We start from the raw sequence: 24,007 nt of genomic DNA, 5'->3' as shown, positions 1-24,007 counted from the left end.
ATCTGCGTAATCTGCAAGATAAAAGAATCTGTATAAATCTGTGGAAAATAAAAAATCAAACAATATGGACACACCAAAATCAAAAAAATTAGACATTATTATTCCCGCATTCCGTGGACACAGCCAAAACTTTATGATGGTTCTTGATAGAATTTCCGAAGAAGATGCTTTGAAAAGAATTGAAGGCAGAACTAATCACATTATTTGGATGGTTGGGAATTTCCTTGATATGCGTTATGCAATGGGAAATGTACTAGGAATCGAAGAAGAATTTCAATTCAAAGAATATTTCTCTCAGGGAAAAGCCTTGGATGAAAGTTTCAAATATCCGACTTTACAACAGCTAAAAGAAAGTTTTCATAAAATTTCACCTGTAGTGTATCAAAAATTATTGGAAGTTTCTGACGAAGATTTGGATAAAGATTTCCCAATGGGAATGAACATCGAATTTTTCCCTGAAAACGTTCTCAATTTTGTCGGAATGTGTATCGGTCGTGAAGATTATCTTTCCGGGCAAATCGGATTAATGCGCAGAATTCTTGGCTATGAAGGAATGAAGTATGACTTTGATGAGAATATGAAGTATTGATTAAAGATTAAAGATTAAAGATTAAAGATTAATTTCAACTAACTAACTAACTAACTAACTAACTAACTAACTAACACGAAATCATGGCAAAATTAAATCCATACCTCAATTTTGATGGTAAAGCAGAAGAAGCATTTACGTTTTACAAATCTATTTTCGGCGGAGAATTCGTTGGCGGAATCCACAAAATGGGAAATGCTCCCGGAACAGAAAATTTATCTGATGAAGAGAAAAACCGTGTGATGCACATCGCATTACCGGTTGGTGGCGATCTTCTGATGGCTTCAGACATCGTTCCGTCATTCGGACAGACCTTAACGGTTGGAAACAACAATTACGTTTCTATTTTCCCCGATTCAAGAGAAGATGCAGACCGAATTTTCAAAGCCCTTTCGGAAGGCGGAAATGTTGAAATGCCTCTGGAAGATCAGTTTTGGGGTGACTATTTTGGAAGCTTTCAGGATAAATTCGGTGTTTACTGGATGATTAATTATAACGAAGAGTACACAAAATAATCTTATATTTAAATAATAAAGGGTAACTGAATTTTGGCTGCCCTTACTTTTAAAAAAATAGGCAATGGATCCGATAAAAATAGACATCACGATTTTAGCACCCGTAGAAAAAGTCTGGGATTATTTCAACACCCCGAAGCATATCATGAAATGGAATTTTGCTCACGAAAGCTGGGAATGTCCAAGATCTGAAAATGACTTGAGAGTCGGTGGAAAATTCAACAACAGAATGGAAGCCAAAGACGGAAGTTTTGGTTTTGACTTTATTGGAATTTATGATGAGGTTATTCCGAATGAAAAGATTAAATATCACATTGAGGATGGTAGAAAGGTAGAAGTCATATTTGAAAAGATAGACGAAAATACAACAAAGGTTACTGAGATTTTTGATCCTGAAAAACAAAACTCAGTCGAAATGCAGCGTGATGGTTGGTATGCAATTCTGAACAACTTCCATAAGTATGTGGAAAATCATTAAAATATTTTTCTTAACTCATGATCAATTTAGTAATAATGGCAAAGTTTTTAAAACCCATTTGTACTGATCGTCATGCGGTGTCTGACAATTTTTTGGAGGGAATTATTGCAATGCCCGCAAGAAGAGCCCTGGAAAAAGAAAAGATAGATTCTTTAGAAAAACTCGCAGACTATTCTGAGAAAGAAATTTTACAGCTTCATGGCTTCGGAAAGAATACGATTGAAAAACTGAAAAATTACATGAAAGAAAGTAATATTTATTTCAAAAATCAAAACTGAATTTTATAATGATGAACAACGATATATTTCCATGTCTTTGGTATGACAGAGATGGCAAAGAATCAGCAGAATTTTACTGCAAAGTTTTTAACGGAACCATCACAGAAGATACACCTGTGGTATTAAATATTGATCTTTTTGGTCAGAAACTGATGCTTTTAAACGGCGGTCCGCAATTTGAAAAAAATGCTTCGGTCTCTTTTATGGTCATGTGTGAAACGGAAGATGAAGTTCAGAAATATTGGGATCAATTGGAACAGGGAGGAATTGCTTTGATGCCTCTCGATTCTTATCCGTGGAGTAAAAAATACGGTTGGGTTCGCGATAAATTCGGAGTGACATGGCAATTGTATTTGGGTGAAAAAGACAATGAGCAGAAAATTATTCCGACTCTGATGTTCATTCATCAAAACAATGGAAAAGCAATGGAAGCGATGGAATTGTATACCCAGATTTTCCCAAATTCCAGGATTGGGAGAGTTTTAAAATATGGAGACGGAGTAGGAGATGAAAACCATGAAGTTCCGGAAAATGTACAGCACGCTCATTTTGAAATTGACGGTTATTCTATGTTCTGCATGGATAATTCTTACGATCACAAATTTGACTTCAACGAAGGAATTTCTATGGTTGTCATGACTGATGATCAGGAACAGACAGATCATCTTTGGAATTCACTTACTAGCGATGGAGGAAGAGAAAGTATGTGCGGTTGGCTGAAAGATACATTCGGATTCAGCTGGCAAATTGTTCCGAAAAAACTGATTCAGCTGATGAGTGATCCTGATCAGGAGAAAGCTCAGAAAGTTGTTCAGGCAATGATGAAAATGCAGAAAATCATCATTAAAGATCTGGAAGAGGCTTATCATTCCTAAATCTTTTCGGCTTGCTGTTTGATGTGATTGCGTTAAAAAGATTTGCTTATGAAAACGCAGAACAGGTCAAAATCTCTCTCAAAAGTACCCAAGACGGTCTTTATCCTGAGATTATCAGAAAAAATTATTTAGGAAGCAAAAAACTGATCAACAAAAAAGCGATCATTTCCGGTGGTGACAGCGGAATCGGACAGTCTGTAGCCGTTCATTTTGCCAGAGAAGGCGCTGATGTTATCATTATCTACAAAGAAAGTGATAAAGATGCTAAAGAAACCCTGAAACTTGTAGAAAAAGAAGGTCAGCAATGTATCTTAATGAAAGGGGATATTTCAAAGAAAGCATTTCGGAATAAATGCCTGGAAAAAATAAAGAAAGAATGGAAAGAAATTGACATTCTCGTTAACAATGCCGGAATTCAATTCCCGAAAAGTGACGTTGAAAAGATTTCCGACGATCAGATTTCCGAAACTTTTAATGTCAATATTGTTTCAATGATTTCTTTTACCAGAGATCTTTTAAAACTGATGAAAAAAGGCGGAAGAATAATCTGCACAACTTCTGTTACCGCATATCGCGGAAGCGAACATTTGATTGATTATTCTGCAACGAAGGGAGCGATTGCCACATTTATCCGTTCACTTTCGGTAAATCTTGCTGAGAAAAAAATATTGGTAAACGGAGTTGCTCCGGGACCAATCTGGACGCCTCTAGTGAAAGAAACTTTTGAAGATATTGCATCTTTCGGAAAAGATACTCCTTTAAAAAGAGCAGGGCAGCCATCGGAAGTCGCTCCGGCTTATGTTTTTCTTGCTTCTGAGGATTCAAGTTTTATAACCGGAGAAATTATTCACATCAACGGCGGCGATTTTGTCGGAGGATAATAACCTTATTTAAACCTAACTGTAAAAATATATGGAAACTTTAGAATATAATATTGAAATAGATGCTACTCCGGAGAAAGTCTGGAGTGTACTTTGGGACGATTTGAGCTACAGACAATGGACTTCTGCTTTCACGGAGGGCTCGTTTTATATCGGAACATGGAAAGAAGACAGCCTGATGAAATTTTTTGATCCTAATAACAACGGTATGTACAGCCGTGTTTTGAAAAACGATCCCAACAAAGAAATGAGTTTTATTCATCTGGGAGAAATCTACGATGGGGTAGAAGTTCCTCAGGATTGGGGAAATGCTATAGAATCTTATATTCTGGAAGAAACTGAAACCGGAACAAAGCTGACGGCAAAAATCAACTCTTCTGAAGAATTCAAAGGTTTTTTTGAAGACAAATTTCCGCGGGCTCTTCAAAACGTTAAAAATCTGTCTGAAAATCAGTTATAAATCTCAATATTCAAGAATTTTCACTAAACTATTATTAATAGCAGTAGTTTACTGTATATTTAAAATAAAAATAAAATTATGGAAACTTTATCTTACGAAATCATCATTAATGCACCAAAACAAAAAGTATGGGATGTGCTTTGGGGAGAAAACACTTACAGTGAATGGACAAAATTTTTCAGTCCGGGTTCTCAAATGAAATCTGACTGGAAAGTCGGCGGAAAAACATATTTTGTCAATCAGGAAGGTGAAGGTATGGTCTCAACAATTGACAGTCTGGAAGAACCTGATCAGATTATTTTTAAACATCTCGGAATGGTAGATAAAAATGGCGTGGAAGACACTGAAAGTATGGAAATTAAACAATGGAGCGGTTGTTTTGAAAAATATATTCTCATAGATTATGATGGTAAAACTAAACTTCATACAGAAGTTCAGGTAGAAAAAAACTGGGAAGAACATATGAATAACGGTTTCAACAAAGGTCTGGAAGTTGTTAAGAATCTTGCAGAAGCAAATTAGTTTAAATCATATGGTTGCTCATGTATAATTTGTCGGGTTATGGCTTTTAACTTAGCTTTGTTGTCATTAAAATAATTTGATAATATGAAATTACTGAGCATTCTTTTTGTGACATTTATTTTAGCTTTAGTAGGAAGCAAATTTATTCAGGGAAACTGGAATTTTTTATTTGCCGGAAATTTGGGAATGGCAGTTTTTATCATTTTTACCGGATTTTCTCACTTTAAATTTCAGAAAGGAATGGCATTAATGATTCCTGATTTTATTCCGGCTAAATTATTCTGGGTGTATTTTACAGGAGTTTTAGAAATTGCCGCAGGAATCGGATTGATGATTCCTTCAATTCGTGAGATGACCGCAATTTTATTGATCATTTTTTATATTCTGGTTTTTGCAGCCAATGTCAATTCATCTAAAAAGAATGTCAATATTTTCAAAGGTGATTATTCAGGTCCCGGAATGGCTTATTTGTATAAAGAAAGAATTCCGATGCAGATTATTTTAATTGCATGGACTTGGTATTTCGGAATTTATTTAAATTAAATCAGAGAAATTTTTACATTATTATAAAACCGGATAGCATTTACTTTCCGGTTTTTTTGTAAGTAACTTCACGATTGGAGAAAAGGGTGTAACAATTTTGTGCTTTTGGTTGTCTAATTAAGATATAATTAATTGAAATAACTGATCATTTTAAACTAAAATCCATACATATTATGAATATTAATACTAAAATTTTGACTACCGCTCAAGTGGTCATATCAGCAATAATGATGAATGCACAGACCTCCACAACAAAATTACCTGGTGATCCGACATTGGTTTCTTCTAAAGCTACTTTAGAAAAGCTGATTTCGTATGATAAAGGAAACTTTAAATACAAGGTTGAAGATTATTTTGCAAGACCAAAGTCTTCACAGTTTAAAATCTCGCCAGACGGGAAATATTTGTCTTATAAAGAAAAGGATAAGGACAGCAAAAATCATGTTTTCGTAAAAGACCTGGCAACCGGAAAAGTTACCAAAGCGCTTGTGGAAAAAGAAGATCTGATCAGGAGTTACGGATGGTTAAATAAAAAACGTCTTTTTTATACTCAGGACAGGAGTGGAAATGAAAATCTCCATTTGTATGCAGCAGATATTGATGGAAAAAACCTTAAAGACCTCACGCCTTTTGATGGGGTAACTATTGGTTTGGTGCAGATCATCAAGGATACCGACTTTGTTGTGGTCACCATGAATAAAAACAACAAGCAGATTTTTGAGCCTTTCAAAATAAACTTTGTTACAGGTGAAATGACTCAGCTTTTTGAAAATAATGACCCCAAAAATCCGATTGACGGTTACCTTTTTGATAAAGAAGGAAATTTGAGAGGCTATACGATTTTAGAAAACGGTTTAACAACAAAAACGTACTATAAGAATTTGCAGTCAGGAAAGTTTGATCTTATAAAATCTACAGACTGGAAAGATACATTCAGCATCATGATATTTAATGATCATTCAAAAAATAAAGATGAGGCATATGTTGTTACGAATCTGGATAGCGACAAATCGAGAATTGTTCTGTACGATTTGAAAAAAAATGCGGTCATTAAAGAAGTTTATTCTAATCCAACTTTTGATGTGAACTCTGTAAGCATAGCTGGTAAAAACAGAAATTACGAATTAGATTATATCAGTTATAATGGCATCAAAAATGAAATCATTCCTGTAAGTCAATTTTATAAGGAAGTTGATACTCATTTAAAATCTGAGTTTGGTGACAAACAGTTTTATGTAGTTTCTTCGGATGATAGCGATTCTAAGCTTTTAGTGGTGGTTGACAGTGATAAGCTGTACGGGAAATATTACGAGTATGATGTAAAATCTAAAAAATTAAAACTTCTTGTCGACCTTATGCCTCAGTTAAAAGAAGAAGACATGGCAGAGATGAGACCTATCGAATTCAAAAGCAGAGATGGTCTGACAATTCATGGGTATATTACATTGCCAAAAGCAGCTGTTGATGGTCAGAAAGTTCCTTTGATTGTAAATCCTCACGGTGGTCCGCAGGGAATCAGAGATGATTGGGGATTTAATCCTGAGACTCAATTATTTGCAAGTCGTGGGTATGCAACTTTACAGGCTAACTTCAGAATTTCTGGCGGTTATGGTAAAGAATTTCAAAATTCTGGCTATAAACAGATTGGTAGAAAAGCAATGGATGATGTGGAAGACGGAGTGAAATATGCCATTTCGCAAGGTTGGGTAGATAAAGATAAAATTGCCATCTATGGCGGAAGTCACGGTGGTTATGCTACTTTGATGGGATTGATCAAAACTCCGGATTTATATTCTTGTGGTGTTGATTATGTAGGTGTTTCAAATATCTTCACATTCTTCGATTCTTTCCCTGAATATTGGAAACCTTACAAAGAAATGGTTAAGCAGATATGGTACGATTTGGATAATCCTGAAGAAGCTAAAATTGCGAAAGAAGTTTCACCTGTTTTCCAGATTGATAAAATTAAAAAGCCATTGTTTGTGGTTCAGGGCGCAAATGATCCGAGAGTTAATATTAATGAATCAGATCAAATCGTAAAAGCTTTAAGAGGTAAAGGTTTTGAAGTTCCTTATATGGTAAAATACGACGAAGGACACGGATTCGGAAAAGAACCTAACAGACTTGAATTGTATAAATATATGCTGGGTTTCTTCGCTGAAAATTTTAATAAATAAATTTCAACAAGTTTATAGAACGAACGGGAAGTATTTTACTTTCCGTTTTTTTTTGTTTTGAAGAGCAAAACAATGACTCATTTCTTAAAAATATTTCAGCGCACAGAATTCCCCTCCTTTGGAGGGTGGATCAATTTTCAAAGAAAATTAAGACGGGGGTGGTTCTATAGCCCGGATAGAAACGGCTACCCCGCAGCAAGCCCTTCGGCAGGCTCAGGGCAGGCTTGCTTGCGAGGAGTAATAGTGGATAGCCGGATCAGCTCCCGAAAAAAATCTTACAACAAAAACACGATTAACAGACGAAAAATTGAAATGTCAAAAAAAATCTTTACATTCATTAAAGTAAAACAAAAAGTACAATCGTCATAGCAATATGGAGATTGCCGAGAAAATAACAATGCCACAGAAGGAAAAGGAAAACATTATTTCGCAAACCGTATCGAGTTACGGAGGAAAACTGATGTCTTTCATTCGCCCGAAAGTGAAAAATACCGAAGATGCGGAAGATATTCTGCAAGAAGTTTGGTATCAGTTCAGCAGTTTGACCAATCTTTCTGAAATTGTAAATGTCGGCGGATGGTTGTATCGCGTTACTTCAAATAAAATCATCGATAAATACAGAAAAAAGAAAACCGAAAACCTTGAAGATTTCGTCTACGAAGATGAAGACGGTTCGTTTTCGATAAAAGATATTCTGTTGCTCGACGACAGCGCCGGACCCGATGTGAAAATGTTTCAGGATGAAATCTGGAAGAAATTGTTTGAAGCTTTAGAAGAACTTCCCGAAAAACAGAAACTGGTCTACATGGAAAACGAACTGAACGACAAAACTTTGCAGGAAATCGCTGATGAACAGGGTGAAAATATAAAAACCATCATCAGCAGAAAAAATTATGCAGTGAAGCATTTGAGAAACAGATTGAGACAGTTGTACGAAGATTTAAATAATTAGAAATAAATAAAATGAACAATAAATATAAAAAAAGCTGGGCACTTTTAATTTTATGTCCGCCCTTGATTTTCCTTGCCGTTGCATTGATTGTGATGTGGCTTTGGAACTGCATTTTACCCGAAATTATCGGTGTGAAAAGTATCAATTACTGGCAGGCGATGGGAATTTTGGTATTGAGTAAAATTCTTTTCGGAGGTTTTCACGGGAAATTCGGAAGGGGAATGCAGGATATGAAAGAAAAGCATCTGAGACATAAAATGGAAGGAATGTCTGAGGAAGAAAAAGAAAAATTCAAAGAAGTCTGGAGACAGAAATGCTCAACAGGATTTTTCAACAGAAATAACGAATAGTTTAAAATTTTTGAAGTAGTAAAGTAAAAACTAAAACGAATTCGTCTCTATAAAAAAGAAGTATCTGTCTTATTAATAATAAAAAACCTTGTGTTCTTAGCTGAGTGAAACGCCTTTGCGAAACTTAAAAACAGTTAGCTGGTAAAAAAAACTTTGCGGACTTTGCGTTAATATTTTGATTTTAGTAAGACCTATTTAAAAACAAGAAGTAGTAAAATTTAAAATTTAAGAAAATGAAAAATTCAGTATTAAAAGGTGTTCTAGGAGCACTTGCCGTTGCCGGAGTTGCAATGGTCGCCAAAAAAGTAATTGAAAGGAAAAGATTTGTAAGAGGTATTTTCAATGAATACGGAATCAAAGAAAAATCACCTTTCGGATTGGCAGACAAAATCAGAGAAATGGATGACGAGCAATATCAGGAATTGAAAGGAAAGTTTAAGAAAGAATTTGCTTCAAGATGCTGCAGAAAAGATGCGAAGAAAGAAGATTTTACAGAAGCATAATAAAAAGTAACTAAATTGAAATTGTTTAGTTCCGGCGCGGGAAGCTTTGCTTCCCGCGCCGGAACTTTTTTTGTAGCGAATGATTTTTTTGCCACGAATGCACGAGTTTTTATACATTAAATCAACATAAAATTTGTCATTCCGGAGGAATCTTGGCAACGAAGATAAATTAATGCTTAGATTCCTGCGGAATGACAAACACGGCAATTTTTCACTCATGATAAAAACTAAATAATACTGCTACCATTTGCTGAGTGCAATCGTAGATTAGATTTTGTCAAACACTCTTGCAAACTAAAAAAATTCTTAATCAATCTTAAAAATATCTTATCGACCTTTGCGTTAAAATTATATGCTTATAATGATAAAATTCGTGCATTCGTGGTCTCTTTATTTTTGTCCGCAATAACAAAATTCTTATTTTTGTTATCCTAAATGAAAGACTACTACTATTTTCTAGGGATTTCTCGTGATGCTTCAGATGAAGACATCAAAAAATCATACCGGAAACTTTCATTAAAATACCATCCCGATAAAAATCAGAACGATGATTTTTTTGCAGAACGTTTCAAAGAAATTCAGGAAGCTTATGAAACACTCAGTGATAAGGGAAGAAGAATTACGTATGATCAGAATTTGGAAAGTCTCCAGAAAAGTTTCAGATATACCGTTCCGCCAGTGATAAAAACTTTTTCGGCGAATAAAATTCATGCAAAAAAAGGAGAGGAGATTATTATTACCTGGCAAACACAAAATGCTGATGTGGTGAAAGTTTTACCTTTTGGATTGGAAAAAGCCTATGGTGAAAGGATTTTTAAAATCACAGAGTTTAAAGAAGGTAAATTTCAGCTTTTGCTTCATGCAACCAATTCTCTCTTGCACAAAACTGCCGTTCAGGGAATTACCATTACTGAGGTTTTTGAAAGTGACGGTGAAAAGTTTAGAGATAGAGCGGAAGAACTCTTTAAATCACAGCCTCGAACTGCAACAAATCCTAAAGGTCAGCCAAAAATTTTTCGCTTAATTTTTGGATTATTGATTTTAGCTTTAGCAATTTATTTTTTAATCAGCAGTCTAACTAACTAAGCCAATTTCTTATTTCCAGGGCATTTTTTGCAACGTTTCCCTTTTTTAAATTTTTTACAACAAGATTTTTTATCGCCACAGAATATTTCTTCATTCTTGAAAGAAAATGCCGGAGCCAATGGCGGAACTTTAAACGGAGTAATGATATTCATGCTGCAAATATATTAATTTAGAATAAATATAATTAATAAAATTTAAAATTTCTTTAAATGCTGATTAACAGATGGTTTGAGGTGATGTTTTAAATCCGATTTAGCATTTATTCATACTTTTCTATAACTAGAAAAACTTCGTGAGCACTTATAAGTAACACGGCTTTGTGAAACTTAAAAACAATTAAGAGTAAAAAAACTTGGTGTCCCCCGTGTTCAAATTGAGCTATTAGTACAAGAACTTTATAACCCAAATTGTTTCGATAGAAGATTTAAATAAATTCCACTTTACTACTTGTAATCACACATTGATAAGATTCAAAGCACTAATTATAAAGCCAATAGCAAAAAGCTAATTACTATCAGCTACTTAGGTTGCGAAATCATTTTAAAAATCGTAATTTTACGAATCTTTTTTTTCAAACAAAATCTAATATATAAAAATGAATACAGAACAGTTTGTGAGCCGTCACATCTCCTTAAATGAAGCCGATAAACAGGCTATGTTGGAAAAAGTTGGCGTTTCAAGTATCGAAGAATTGATTTCTCAAACCATTCCATCATCTATCCGTTTAGAAAATGATCTGAACATTTCAGAGCCACTTTCAGAATATCAGATGCTGAATCATTCGAAAGAATTGGCAGCAAAAAACACCGATTATACAAGCTATATCGGTTTTGGATACCACAATACCTTGTTGCCATCGGCAATTCAGAGAAATATCTTTGAAAACCCAAGCTGGTATACGGCGTATACTCCTTATCAGGCGGAAATTGCCCAGGGAAGATTAGAAGCGTTGCTTAATTATCAGACTGTTGTGTGCGATTTGACGGGTTTTGCTTTAGCAAATGCATCTTTGCTTGACGAATCTACAGCAGCTGCAGAAGCAATGCATATGTTCTTCAATAACAGAACGAAAGATCAGAAAAAAGCGGGAGCAAATAAGTTTTTTATCTCTGATTTAGTTTTACCTCAAACCGTTTCTGTTTTAAAAACAAAAGCTGAAGGTTTAGCAATCGAAATCGTTGAAGGTGATCACAAAACGCACCAGTTCGACGAATCTTACTACGGAGTTTTATTGCAATATCCAGGTAAAAATGGAATTGTTTTAGATTATACAGAAGATATCACTGAATATAAAAAATTAGACTTACAGGTTGTTGTAGCTTGTGATCCGATGGCTTTGGTTAAATTGAAATCTCCTGCGTCAATGGGTGCTGACTGTGCGGTTGGTACTTCACAGAGATTTGGTATTCCATTAGGTTATGGTGGTCCTCACGCAGCATTTTTCTCTTGTAAAGAAGATTACAAAAGAGATATTCCGGGAAGAATCATCGGTGTTTCTCAGGATATGTACGGAAAACGTGCTTTGAGAATGGCTTTGCAAACGAGAGAGCAACACATTAAAAGAGAAAGAGCAACTTCAAACATCTGTACGGCTCAGGTTCTTTTAGCGGTTATGGCAGGAATGTACGCTGTTTATCACGGTCCGAAAGGATTAAACTATATTGCTGACCAGATTCACTTTAAAGCAAATGCTTTGAAAGGCGGATTAAAAGCTTTAGGTTATCAGACGGTTGAAGAGCCGATTTTTGATACAGTGAAAATTGAGATGAAAGAAGATGAGAAAGCACGACTGATGAGAATGATGCTTGATCACAGACTGAATCTTAATTATTTCACAGAAGGAGTTGTAAGCATTGCAATCAATGAAAGTACAACATTGGAAAAATTAAATGTTCTGATGGCTTCTTTCGCTCAGTTTAAAGACAAGCAGACATTTAAATTAGAAATAAAAGAAGGATACAGTATTCCTGAAGAAAATCTTAGAAAAGATGAAATTCTTACGGAAGAAGTATTCAACAAATACCATACAGAGACGGAGTTGATGCGTTATATCAAACGTCTTGAAAGAAAAGATTTATCTTTAACTCATTCAATGATCTCTCTTGGTTCTTGTACAATGAAGCTGAATGCTGCGACTCAGATGCTGCCACTTTCGTGGGCAGACTGGGGAAGTGTTCACCCATTTGTACCGGTAAATCAAGCAGGAGGGTATCAGGAAATGATCAAAGAATTAGAGAAAGATCTTTCAGAGATCACTGGTTTTGCGGGAACTTCACTTCAGCCAAATTCAGGAGCACAGGGAGAATATGCAGGATTGATGGTAATCAGACAATATCATATCTCAAGAGGTGAAGGTCACAGAAATGTAGTGTTAATTCCACAGTCTGCACACGGAACAAACCCGGCTTCTGCAGCAATGGCAGGGATGAAGATTGTAGTTGTTAAAAATCTTGAAAGCGGAGAAATTGATTTCGAAGACTTCAAAGCAAAAACAGAACAACATTCTGAAAACTTATCTTGTGTGATGATCACATATCCGTCAACGTACGGATTCTTTGATGCTAATATTAAAGAAATTACTCAATTGGTTCACGATCACGGCGGACAGGTTTATATGGACGGTGCAAACATGAACGCTCAGGTAGGATATACAAGTCCGGGAAATATCGGAGCAGACGTTTGTCACCTTAATCTTCACAAAACTTTTGCTATTCCTCACGGAGGTGGAGGTCCAGGTGTTGGTCCGATCTGTGTTGCGAAGCACTTAGTTCCTTTCTTACCAACGAATGCAAACATTAAAGTAGGTTCAAAAGAAGCTATCGAAGGAATTTCTGCTGCACCTTACGGTTCTGGATTGATCTTAAATATTTCCTACGCTTACATCAAGATGTTGGGAACTTCAGGTTTGAAGAAAGCAACTGAACATGCAATTTTAAATGCCAATTATTTAAAAGAAATCTTAGCAGAACATTTCCCTATTTTATATTCAAATACAGAAGGTAGAGTAGCACACGAATGTATCGTAGATTTCCGTCAGTTCAAATCTTTAGGAATTGAAGTGGCTGATGTTGCAAAAAGATTGATGGATTATGGTTTCCACGCACCTACGGTTTCTTTCCCGGTTGCAGGAACATTGATGATCGAGCCGACTGAATCTGAAAGCAAATCTGAAATCGACCGTTTTGCAGAAGCTCTTATCGCCATCAAACATGAGATCGACGAGATTGCCAACGGTGATGCTGATCAGTCAAACAACGTATTGAAAAATGCTCCTCACACCGAGCAGTTGGTAATTTCTGATTCTTGGGATAAACCATACAGCAGAGAAAAAGCTGCTTATCCGTTGGATTGGGTTAGAGATCACAAATTCTTTGCCTCAGTTTCCAGAGTTGATGAAGCTTACGGAGACAGAAACTTAGTTTGTACTTGTGAGCCGATTGAAGCTTATATGTAACTAAAGTTTTTTAAATATAGAAAATCCCTTTCAATTTTGAAGGGGATTTTTATTTAAAATCAAAGATTAGTATAATTATTGTTTAATTGCACTTCTTATAATCTCTTCAAGTATTTCAACATTAATCTCTTTCAGTGTTTTAAACTTAATGCAATATCCACTTACACTCGCTTTTCCTAGTCTTTGTCCATAGGTTTCAGCTAAGAATTTTTTATCTTCAATACCCATGATATAAACAGAAATCCCGGTTGTGTTTGCACTGAGACCGATTTTATAAAACTCTTTTGTTGTTCCATTCGTGTATTTTATAATGTGAGTTCCGTATCCTATATTGGGATTTGAAACTGTTTTGTTTTCATTGTCTTTACCGTCGAGAAACCATAATTTTGAATCAGGCATTATTTGCATAATGATCTGATGAAGAGTGTTCATTTCACTTTGTTTTGGTTCAGGTTGCGTGTATATATAATTTTTAATTTGTTGTTCTACATTCATAATTTTAAAATTTCATTGCTTCTCATTTTTGTCGCTTCTTAATTTCTGGAATTACAATTTGCAAGGAATTTCTAACGGAAGTTATTATCAAGCAACTAAGTGGATTTCCACAAGTCCATAAATCTCCGTAACTATTTGTGTCACCAATAATATTCTTTTCAACAATAAACTTATTTTCTTTTTTTGAAAAAACTTTTAAAGTAGAATTCATTACATAGTTATTTTTTGATTTTGTAATAACCGGATTTTCAAAAGTTATAAAATAATCAAGGTTATTTTTTGTGCAATAATATTCAATATTTTTATTGGCTTCTTCTGAATAATTAATCCCTGAAATTTCGGAATAAGGTTCGTACTCGTTGAAAGCCATATGTAAGACCGCAACAGAATATAAAAAAATCTCAGAGATTTGATAATTTTTAAGATTAGACTCAATACTATCCATATATTTTAATTGTAGTTGAGCATCTTTTTTAGTTTTTTCAAAATTATCTTTCATGTCTTCAGGATAATCTTTGAAACTGATCATGTCTTTTAGCTGCTTTTTTTGCTTGTAAAAAGTCTTAATATTATTGCTTACAATTGTGTCTTTATATTTATTCAGTTCTTTTGGAACTGAAACATTTTCAGCAGACATGACTTGTAATTTTATTGTTTTCTTTTCACTTTTTTGAGCAGTCAAGAGTTGAGATAATAAAATCAAAAAAAGTAGTGGAACTTTCATAAACGATCAGTTTGTAATATTTTTAACATTTGTCTTTATCAACCAAATATATTTCTCTAAAAGTAAATAAATATCAACAGCAAAACAATTATAAATTCAAACTCAAATCAAAGATAAAATCTGAATTTTAAAATTAAAAAAATAAAAAATTTTAGATTGTTCTCTCCTATGATTTTCAATATGTTAAAATCCATTTATATGACGCAAGAATAAGGGATTGATCTTGTAAATATTTGATTTTTAGGAAGTAGCAGGATGGTGCAGGATGCCTGTGTTTGGGTTTGTGGCTAGATTGGTTCATATAAAATTAATATTTATGAAATACAAATCTTTACTGTTTAAGCAAACACTTAAATCCTTAGTGCTTTGTGGAATTACACTATCCACAATTGATTTGAACGCTCAGACACTGGCATTTCCTGAAGCTACAGGTTTTGGAAGATTTACTACAGGAGCAAGAGGTGCAGCCAATCCTCAGATCTATTTAGTTACCAATTTGAATGACAGCGGTGCAGGTTCATTCCGTGATGCGGTAAGCCAGCCGGGTCGTTTTGTCATTTTTAAAGTGGGAGGCATTGTTAATTTACAATCAGTAGTTGCTGTTGCTGCAAATACAACAATTGCAGGTCAGACTGCTCCAGGAGAGGGTATTTTGTTTTTAGGACCGAGAGTCTCATTTACCGGAGCCAATAATACGATTGCGCGATATATGCGTATCCGTTATGGCGGAACGTCTCAAAATCAGGATGCATCCGGAATCGCCAACGGAGCCAATATCATTTTGGATCACATGACCTTTACCTGGGGAACAGACGAAGTTTTTTCCGTGAACTGGGATAATAACGGTACAAGTCCGGATAACATTACGATTCAGAATTCTATCATCGGACAGGGAATGCATCGCCACAATCACTCTGCAGGTGGATTGATGCAGCCGCCACCGGGAGGAAAAATCAGTCTGATCGGGAATTTATACATCTGTAATAAAACCCGTAATAACAAGATCAAAGGGATTAATGAATTTGTGAACAACGTTGTTTATAACTGGGGTAATTACGGAAATACCTATGGTCACACACAATCCGGTGAAGCTTACATTATGGGTGGAGATTCTGCAGGAGCTTCGTATGCCAATATCATCAATAATTATTTTATCGGAGGTCCCAATACGAGTGATACAGTTTCTACACCTTTCAGCGTAGGAAATGCCAACTTCAATTTATTTGGCTCAGGAAATTATTTTGATAACAATAAAAACGGAGTTCTGGACGGAACTTTAGTTCCACAGGATTTAACGGGATATCCGGTAGGAGATATTACAGCACTACAGCCGACTTCTTATGATTATCCTATGAAAAATCCGACCTTAACAGCACAGGCTGCATATACTAATATTGTAGCAGGTGTTGGTGCATCATATCCGGTACGTGATCAGGTAGATCAGTTAATGATTTCAGATCTCTCTTCAAAAGGAACAACTGCTACTTATGTTTATGTACAGACTGATTTAACGACTCAATTTGGTTTTATCAATGGTGGTGCAGGACACATTTATGGTGCTCCCGCTCCTTTAGATACGGATAATGATGGAATGCCGGATGCGTGGGAAACTGCTAACGGACTTAATCCTAATGTTGCAGATGCTTTGGCGGTAAGCACAACAAATGCTCCGTATTTAAACATTGAAGTATATATTAATAGTTTACCTAATACAGCTCCTCCGGCTTTCATCATTCCACCATCTAATTTAAATTTCACAAATGCATTGACAACAGGAACTCCTGCTGCAAGTTCTTTAACAGTCAATTGGAATGACAATGCCACCAACGAAACCAATTATGTACTGGAGCGTTCTCCTAATGGTAATACATTTATGGTAATTGCAACTTTACCTGCGAATACAACGAGTTATAATGAAACTGGGTTGACGCCAAATACTCAGTATTATTACAGGGTGAAAGCCACCAATGCTACAGAGTCTTCGGTATACACAGCCAACACATCTGTTACTACACCTCCGGTTCCGTCGGCTCCTGCACAGGCAACGGCTCCTGTTCCGGCAAATAACAATGTTAATGTAGAACTAAACGGAGGTAATCTGCTTTTAAAATGGACAGGAAGTACCAACACAACAAGTTATTCTGTTTTTTTCGGAACAGATCCTCAAAACTTGACAAATGTTGCTACAGTACCTTATTCTGCCGCACCTTCTTTTCAACTTACAAATTTAAATACAGCAACCAATTACTACTGGAGAATAGATTCTTCCAACGCATTGGGCTCAGTAACAGGGAATGTGTGGACTTTCCGTGCAATTACCCCTTCTCTTGTCGGTAACTGGCCGTTCTCAGAAGCTCCTCTATCGGGTGAGCAGATTGCAGATCTCACTTCATATGCCAATAACGGGATATTAAATCTGGCTTATGATAATGCTAATGTGAGAGTAACAGGAAAAGAAAACTACGCTATTGATCTGGCAACCGCTCCCAATACTCCGTACATAGCAAGTATTCCGCATCAGGATCAGATTTTATTTAATACAAATTCTTTTACCGTTTCTTTCTGGATGAAAGCTCCTGCGAGCATGATTCCATCTTCTTCGGCAACCAGTCTTTATGTATTGTGCAAAGGTTCAATAACTAAAAATACGGCAACCGGAGCAACCGGAAAACGTTTTAATGTGGAAATAAAAGGAGGTCAGTTGAGATATGCTATTGATGACGATGTTACGAAAAAAGAAATCACCTCACCCATAGCCAATTATTTTAATAACAACTGGGTGCATGTTGTGATCCAGAGAGATGTTACAGCTCATAAAATGAGAATTTACACCAATGGTGCCTTAAGTTCTGAAGGGGACGAAACTGCCGTTACGGGTATCGGTGAAGTCAGTGATCTCATTATAGGAAATATCGGTGAACTTGAATTTTTGTCAACAGCCAATGCTCCGGCTCCTTATAAAGGTGCATTTGACGAACTGAAAATGTATAATTACGCATTAACTCCGGCGGAAATATCTGCCTTGTATAATCAGGCAGTATTAGGTAATGCAGAATTCAGTATCAGTAAAAATGTGGGAACGGTCTATCCAAATCCTGTAAAAGATCAGATTTTCATTAAGCTTCCCGAGTATAAAAAATCTAGTCTGACAGCAACCATAATCGATATGAACGGAAAAGTGATCATCAAAGAAAAAATAAATGCTAACGGAAACGGAATATTTAATTTAAATATTGCCGGTAAAAAAGTATCAGGAAATTATATTCTGAATGTTTCGGGAGATAATTTAAATAGTAATTTTAAAATTATTGTTCAGTAAAATTAGAGCACACTTAGTTTATTTCATATTACATTAGAAGAATCCTTTCAAATTTTTGAAAGGATTTTTTATTGTCACCATCAATCTAAAATTTCCCTCCAAGGGAGGGGAATTTTTTTGTGGCGTATAAGTTTATCTTTTTTTTCAATTTATCATTTTCGAAAAGACTGTAAAGTGTTGAAGGATAATAAATTGTAATTGATTGCCTTTACGAAGTGGTTGATTGTGAAGTGGGGGAATAGAAGCACTTTACTTAAAAAAAACTAATGTTCAATTAAGTAAGTCTTCCCCAATTTCACAAAGCCCTTGTTATCGGCTGCTCTTCTTTCGTCCGTGTATAATTTCTATTAGTTTTAATAATTTAAAAATAGTCCAAACCCAAGTCCCATATCGCTGTCGTAATGTGTGGAAATTCCTAAATTTTTGTTTACTATATAACGAAGTCCTGCCATATATTCTTTGTCGGTATTTGCCATAAATGAGGCTCTTAATCTTTTTGAAATTGGAATATCTTCTCTCATAAGTTGTATTCGTACATTTCCATCGTGATAAATCTCGGTTTGTAAAATTACAAGCATTGGTAAAGTGTATGCAACACCTAAACTAAATTGCTGGCGATTATCTTTAGTATTGGTTTGCCCGAAAAGATTTTTTTCTCCGTGGACATTTCCATTTGCATCGGTTTCTAATTTTCTATAACGCCAATCAAACCCAATAAATGGCATTAACCATTGCATTTTTCCAATGTATCGTCCAATATGTGTTTCGGTTTCGTAGCCGTGATGGTCGTTATAGCCCAATCGCCATTCTGTTCCGATGCTCCATCTTGTATTTTGTAGCATTGCCATTCCATCGTTTCCGTTGGTGGCAAAGTCATTTTCTGCCATAAAATGAAATTTACGGTCGTCTGCAAATAGTTTTCGTTGGGCTAATTTTGGGTTTGGAATTAATGGATTTTGGGCTTGATTTTCGTAACTAAAAACCCTGCCCATTCCACTCATCATATGGTAAAGAATATGACAATGAAAAAACCAATCACCTTCAACATTGGCGTTAAATTCCAAAGTGTCGGTTTCCATTGGCATTATGTCCACTACGTTTTTTAATGGTGCATTTTCTCCTTGTCCATTTAGCAATCTAAAATCGTGTCCGTGCAGGTGCATTGGATGTCGCATCATTGAACCGTTGTATAAAACTATTCTTACGTTTTCTCCTTTTTTGATAAGAATTTTATCGCTTTCAGAAACCACTTTATTGTCTAAACTCCAAACGTAGCGGTTCATATTTCCCGACAGTTCAAATTTTAGTTCTTTTACTGGTGCATCTTTTGGAAGTGTGGTTTTTTGGGGAGACCTTAGCATCGCATAATTAAGTGTCAGTATGTCTGCCAAAGCATTTGCATTGTATCGGTTTGGGTCGTTATCGCTTTGTTTAGGTTTGCTCTCGCCTGTAATTTCAGGATACATTACTACATTCATATCCATTTGGTTTAAGCTCATATTCATTCCCATATCGTCCAAATCTCCATTCATTTTCATCATATCGTTCATCATCTTCATACCTTCAAAATATTTCAATCTTGGCTGTGGCGATTTGAGTTGTTTGATGCCATTACCGATATATAATGAAGCTGAATTAGTACGGTCTTCGGTGGTTGCTAAAAATTCAAACGCTGTATTTTCGGCAGAAATGGTAACGATTACATCATAGGTTTCAGAAACAGCAATAATTAATCTGTCCACTTCCACAGGTTCCACATCGTTGCCATCGTTGGCTACCACCGTAATTTTGCCACCTGCATAGGTGAGCCAAAAGTAAGAGGAAGCACCACCGTTAGAAATTCTTAACCGCACTTTATCGCCTGCTTTTAATTCCTTACCATCAATGTTTTTTATGTCGGTGCTTGGCTTTCCATTTATCAATATTTTTTCATAATATACATCGCTTACATCCATTGCTAACATTCTTTTCCATTCGTTTTTCAGTTTGGTTTTAAAATGCCCTGCTTTTATGGCTTCGGCATAACTTTGAACCGAGTTTTTTTTCAATGCAGGATAGTCGTTTGCATTGTGTAACATTCTGTGAATATTTTCAGGCTTTACGTTTGTCCACTCGCTTAAAACGATAGGAACGGTTGGTAAATCGTCAATTCCTTTTCTAAATGTTGGATCATCGGGTCTTTTTAGCATTATAAAATTGCCATACATTCCAATTTGCTCTTGCAAGCCCGAATGGCTGTGATACCAATGTGTTCCGTTTTGAATAATTGGAAAACGATAGATATGTGTGGTATTGGGCTTTATCGGCATTTGTGTAAGATTGGGAACTCCATCTTCTTTGTTAGGTAAAAACAGGCCGTGCCAATGTAAAGAGGTTTCTTCTTTCAGCAAATTATGTACGTGAATTTCTGCTGTGTCGCCTTCGGTAAAGGTCAAAGTTGGCATTGGAATTTGTCCGTTTACGGCAATGGCTCGCTTTTCTTTGCTTGCAAAATTTACCAAAGTATCTTTTACAAAAAGGTCGTATCGAACTGTTTTTTGAGCGAATATATTTGTAATTGCAAATAGTAAAATAACTATCGGCAACAGTTTTTTTGAAAGAAAATTTTGTATATCCATTTTAAGATTTTCATTTTTAAAATTATTAATAGGGTAGCTGAAGGCTACCCTAAATTTTTATTTTATTGTTTCTACTACTTTGCCACAAGTAAGCATTTGAGAGCCGTAATATGGATTTTTTACTGCATTTTCTTTGCTCAACCAATTTGCACCTTTACCGTCATTTGCCATTGGGCAAAATTGGTAATAAGTTGGTGTTTCAGTTTTAGAAACCTTGATTAAAGCATACATATTTTTAGAAAGTGTCATAAAATGGTCTCTTTGATGTCCTGCATCTTTGGTATCTGCAATATGTTCCGCATCAAAAGCCAAATCTTTTGCTACTTTCATCCAAATAGTATGTTCTTCGGTTGTCAGTTTGTCCATTTTTACCGCATTGATTACGGTTAGTAAATCTTTTGCTTTTGCTGATGCAATATTTCCATCTGTTTTTACCAAGGCATCTTTAACAGCAAAATAATTGTCAAAAACGGCTTTCAGTTGCGGTACATCTTGCTTTGTTTCTGTCATAGCTGTATTGTTATGTGCAGAATGGTTTTCTTTTATTTCCGCTTTTGTACTGGCTGCCTTTGTAGAAGTTTCAACTTTTGCTACAGTTTGTGCTTTTCTTTCGTATTGACAACATTCAGGAAGTTTTGCATACACATCGTTTGGAGCAAGAAATTTTTCACTGTCGTAGCCACTCAACGCAATTCGCTTTAAGATTTCCTCTTTGTTAGTCTTTTTTGCATCGTAAGTAATCGTTGCCATTTTGGTGTCTTTGTTCCAATCCACTTTGGCAATTTTTTTGGAGTTTCCAGCTTTTTCAATAGTGGTTTCGCACATTCCACAATTGCCGAATATTTTTACACTTTCGGTTTTAGCATTTTTTATTTGAGCGTTACACGCTGTGAATGATAACAATACAGAAATTGTCATCAATATTTTTATTGATCCCATTTTTGAAAATTTTAAATTTTGTAAATAATTGTATTTAAAAGCAAATAATTTGCTTTCAATTGGACAAATCTATGGCTGTCAAAGAAGAAATTTAACCTATATTAGGTGGTGTCCAAATGGAATAGAAACCCGAGGAAAGGTAGGTTTCGTTGTAATAAGATTTTACTTTTTTGCTTTCAGTAAAACAATTTTTTGTTTTTAAATCAGTTGAAAAAGGTAAGTTGAAAGCATAATGTACAACTGGGCAACTGCAAGATGGATGTGTGCATTTTCCACCGCAACCGTCTTCATTTTTGCCGTTTTTCGATTGGTGATTTTTGCAACAATCTTTTTTTTCTGTCTTGTCCGATTTGTCTTTTTTGCAAGAAGAAGTTTCAGTTTTCGTTGATTTGGTTTCACAAGCATAAGTGAGCGTTGGTGTCGCAAAGAAACCAAGTGTCAAGATTATGAGTAATATGTGAAACTTTTTTGTCATTCTGATTTTATAACGGTCAAAGGTACAAAATAATTTTATTTGTTGGTCTGCCGATGTTTGCACGGTCGTTGGTAGAACAACCGATAATGTTTCGGGGCTCTGCGCTCGGGAGGGAAATCGAAGCACAAAAGCTAAAGCTCAATTGAAAAAACCACCGTTGAATTTTGCACTTCAGTCCGCCTTACGCAAAACCCTTGTTAACTGCAGTATTTTTATTTCAAATAAAAACCCTGACTAAAGCCAGGGTTCTAAAATATGTAACCATTTTTATTTTTTCTCAATCTTTACCAATCCTTGTCTGGTTGCTAAATAAAGATTTCCTTTTTCATCAAATGTCATTGTTGAGATGTATGATGTGGGAATGTCTGAGTTTTGATTATGATAATTTTCCCAGCCATCTTTTAAATCATATCTTATTAATCCAGCTCTGTCTGTTGAAATCCAGACAACCTTGTCGGCTTTGTCGTAAAGAATACAGTTTGTGTGATTAAATGGCATTCCTGAATTTTCCGTTGTATATTGCTTGAATGTTCCGTCTGTATTTCTGATTGCAATACCTTCATTTTTATTTACTTGCCCTTTTTCTCTAGGATTAAATTCGTATAATGTAAAATAAAGATTTCCATTTTCATCCTCATCCATCGAAGTGATACATTTTCCTTTCAGTACCGATGAAGTATTTTCAAAATTTGTAGATTTTCCATTTTCATCAATCATTACTGTCCCGCTAAAAGTGCCAATCCAGATTCTGTTTTTAGAATCTCTTTTCGCAAAAGTAACTCTGTCGGAAGGAAATTCTTTGACTTTACTTTTATTAATATTTGTCCACTTTCCGTTTTTATAAATCGTTAATCCTTCATCAGAACAGAAAAATACCTCTCCGGTTTTAGGATTGTTAATGATTTTGTAGGCTCCATCAATACCGATTTCTTTAGGGTCATATTTTGTCCATTTATTATTGTCGAAACTGTAGATATTATTAGTTCCATACACCCATTTATTATTGTCGTTATCAGAAGCAAGTGCGTAATATGAAAAGAATTTTCCTTTATCAGTGATGTTTTGCTCTGCGTTTTTAAAATCTTTTCCATCAAAAGTTACCAAACCTTCATCAACAGTTAACCAGACCAAACCATTTTTATCAATTGCTACATGATCATTCATATTATTCGGAAGACTGGAATTATTTGAGTTCCAGACTGTAATTTTATAGTTTTTCAGATTTTCATTCTTATAATCAAAGGTTTTATTAAATATTTCAGGGCTTTGAGGCTTATCAAATGATTTTGTAAAAGCTTTCACATCCACTCTTTCTATATTTCCTTTGATCTTGCCTTCATTGATGGTGAAAACCAAGTTAATCGACGACTTTTCTTCTTTCTTTCCATTAGTAACTGCAGGTGACCAATTTTTAAACTTATTTAATTTTTCAATGATCTTTACGGTAATGGGATTTTTCGACTGGTCGGTATGACTTAGAACGCAACCTTTTCCTTTTGAATCAATAAGTACCTGAAACTGAATAGCACCCTTTAATCCTTTTAAATCTAAAGACTCCTGCAGTTCATTTTGCAGTTGTAAAAAATTCTCTTCAATATATCCAGCTTTTACATCTCCACAATCAAGACAAAAACGATCTGTTTTGCAATTGTCTAATTTTATTGGGAAAATATTTTGAGCATTAAGGTTTGCTGATAAAGCAATCGTTATAACAAGGAATGTATGTTTCATGATAAGTTTTTAGTTTATTTTTTTATCAAATATAATTTTTATC

Annotated in this window: 22 protein-coding genes; 16 read left to right on the top strand and 6 right to left on the bottom strand. The window is 35.2% G+C overall.

The genetic code is table 11. The annotated features are described in order from the left end of the window. Positions 1-64 precede the first annotated feature (64 nt). The 15 genes from AC4FQ5_RS13775 (at position 65) to gcvP (ending at position 13,663) form a co-directional block, all read left to right on the top strand. Complete coding sequence (locus tag AC4FQ5_RS13775) at positions 65-589, top strand: DinB family protein (protein WP_491144180.1); 525 nt, start codon at positions 65-67, stop codon at positions 587-589. An 83-nt stretch (positions 590-672) separates the two neighbouring features. Next, a complete protein-coding gene (locus AC4FQ5_RS13770) occupies positions 673-1,104 on the top strand; it encodes a VOC family protein (RefSeq protein WP_491144178.1) in 432 nt (143 codons plus the stop codon). Positions 1,105-1,168: 64 nt separating this feature from the next. Beyond that, entirely contained in the window at positions 1,169-1,582 is a 414-nt protein-coding gene (locus tag AC4FQ5_RS13765; RefSeq protein ID WP_491144176.1) for an SRPBCC family protein, read from the top strand. A 35-nt stretch (positions 1,583-1,617) separates the two neighbouring features. Further along, entirely contained in the window at positions 1,618-1,860 is a 243-nt protein-coding gene (locus AC4FQ5_RS13760) for a DNA-directed RNA polymerase subunit alpha C-terminal domain-containing protein (protein WP_491144174.1), read from the top strand. An 8-nt stretch (positions 1,861-1,868) separates the two neighbouring features. Next, positions 1,869-2,735, top strand: coding sequence for a VOC family protein (locus AC4FQ5_RS13755; RefSeq protein WP_491144172.1), 867 nt, complete (start codon positions 1,869-1,871; stop codon positions 2,733-2,735). An 11-nt stretch (positions 2,736-2,746) separates the two neighbouring features. Further along, complete coding sequence (locus AC4FQ5_RS13750; RefSeq protein WP_491144170.1) at positions 2,747-3,616, top strand: SDR family oxidoreductase; 870 nt, start codon at positions 2,747-2,749, stop codon at positions 3,614-3,616. Between the two features lie 31 nt (positions 3,617-3,647). After that, positions 3,648-4,076 (top strand): SRPBCC domain-containing protein, encoded by a 429-nt coding sequence (locus tag AC4FQ5_RS13745; RefSeq protein WP_491144168.1) that lies wholly within the window; start codon positions 3,648-3,650, stop codon positions 4,074-4,076. A 78-nt stretch (positions 4,077-4,154) separates the two neighbouring features. Continuing rightward, entirely contained in the window at positions 4,155-4,598 is a 444-nt protein-coding gene (locus tag AC4FQ5_RS13740; RefSeq protein WP_491144166.1) for an SRPBCC family protein, read from the top strand. A gap of 84 nt (positions 4,599-4,682) precedes the next feature. Next, the gene (locus AC4FQ5_RS13735; protein WP_491144164.1) at positions 4,683-5,141 is read left to right on the top strand and encodes a DoxX family protein; all 459 of its coding nucleotides are present in this window, start codon (positions 4,683-4,685) and stop codon (positions 5,139-5,141) included. 173 nt (positions 5,142-5,314) lie between these two features. Further along, positions 5,315-7,318 carry a S9 family peptidase gene (locus AC4FQ5_RS13730; protein ID WP_491144162.1) on the top strand — a complete coding sequence of 668 codons (2,004 nt, stop codon included), beginning with the start codon at positions 5,315-5,317 and terminating at the stop codon, positions 7,316-7,318. 397 nt (positions 7,319-7,715) lie between these two features. Beyond that, the gene (locus tag AC4FQ5_RS13725; RefSeq protein ID WP_129536695.1) at positions 7,716-8,270 is read left to right on the top strand and encodes an RNA polymerase sigma factor; all 555 of its coding nucleotides are present in this window, start codon (positions 7,716-7,718) and stop codon (positions 8,268-8,270) included. Between the two features lie 11 nt (positions 8,271-8,281). Next, positions 8,282-8,620, top strand: coding sequence for a hypothetical protein (locus AC4FQ5_RS13720; protein ID WP_491144159.1), 339 nt, complete (start codon positions 8,282-8,284; stop codon positions 8,618-8,620). Positions 8,621-8,853: 233 nt separating this feature from the next. Further along, entirely contained in the window at positions 8,854-9,123 is a 270-nt protein-coding gene (locus AC4FQ5_RS13715; protein WP_491144157.1) for a hypothetical protein, read from the top strand. Between the two features lie 435 nt (positions 9,124-9,558). Then, positions 9,559-10,209: a DnaJ domain-containing protein gene (locus tag AC4FQ5_RS13710; RefSeq protein WP_491144156.1), complete on the top strand. Its 651-nt coding sequence runs from the start codon at positions 9,559-9,561 to the stop codon at positions 10,207-10,209. A 595-nt stretch (positions 10,210-10,804) separates the two neighbouring features. Continuing rightward, complete coding sequence (gene gcvP / locus AC4FQ5_RS13705) at positions 10,805-13,663, top strand: aminomethyl-transferring glycine dehydrogenase (RefSeq protein WP_491144154.1); 2,859 nt, start codon at positions 10,805-10,807, stop codon at positions 13,661-13,663. A gap of 75 nt (positions 13,664-13,738) precedes the next feature. Here the strand turns inward: gcvP and AC4FQ5_RS13700 are convergent, their stop codons facing one another. Beyond that, entirely contained in the window at positions 13,739-14,158 is a 420-nt protein-coding gene (locus AC4FQ5_RS13700) for a DUF1801 domain-containing protein (RefSeq protein WP_491144152.1), read from the bottom strand. 22 nt (positions 14,159-14,180) lie between these two features. Continuing rightward, complete coding sequence (locus AC4FQ5_RS13695) at positions 14,181-14,882, bottom strand: hypothetical protein (RefSeq protein WP_491144150.1); 702 nt, start codon at positions 14,880-14,882, stop codon at positions 14,181-14,183. Between the two features lie 316 nt (positions 14,883-15,198). Between AC4FQ5_RS13695 and AC4FQ5_RS13690 the strand changes: the two genes are divergently transcribed. Next, complete coding sequence (locus AC4FQ5_RS13690) at positions 15,199-18,201, top strand: LamG-like jellyroll fold domain-containing protein (RefSeq protein WP_491144148.1); 3,003 nt, start codon at positions 15,199-15,201, stop codon at positions 18,199-18,201. Between the two features lie 353 nt (positions 18,202-18,554). On the opposite strand, the gene AC4FQ5_RS13685 is transcribed toward AC4FQ5_RS13690, so the two are convergent. The 4 genes from AC4FQ5_RS13685 to AC4FQ5_RS13670 form a co-directional block, all read right to left on the bottom strand. Further along, positions 18,555-20,819, bottom strand: a complete 2,265-nt coding sequence (locus AC4FQ5_RS13685; RefSeq protein WP_491144146.1) for a multicopper oxidase family protein — start codon at positions 20,817-20,819, stop codon at positions 18,555-18,557. Between the two features lie 57 nt (positions 20,820-20,876). Beyond that, positions 20,877-21,758 (bottom strand): DUF3347 domain-containing protein, encoded by an 882-nt coding sequence (locus AC4FQ5_RS13680; protein WP_491144144.1) that lies wholly within the window; start codon positions 21,756-21,758, stop codon positions 20,877-20,879. Between the two features lie 198 nt (positions 21,759-21,956). After that, entirely contained in the window at positions 21,957-22,163 is a 207-nt protein-coding gene (locus AC4FQ5_RS13675) for a hypothetical protein (RefSeq protein ID WP_491144143.1), read from the bottom strand. Positions 22,164-22,500: 337 nt separating this feature from the next. After that, entirely contained in the window at positions 22,501-23,964 is a 1,464-nt protein-coding gene (locus AC4FQ5_RS13670) for a ligand-binding sensor domain-containing protein (protein WP_491144141.1), read from the bottom strand. Between the last annotated feature and the right edge of the window lie 43 nt (positions 23,965-24,007).

It is taken from the genome of Chryseobacterium sp. DT-167 (assembly GCF_058310155.1).
Note: the sequence above shows the minus strand (reverse complement) of the source record. Positions and strands in the feature narration are given on the sequence as shown.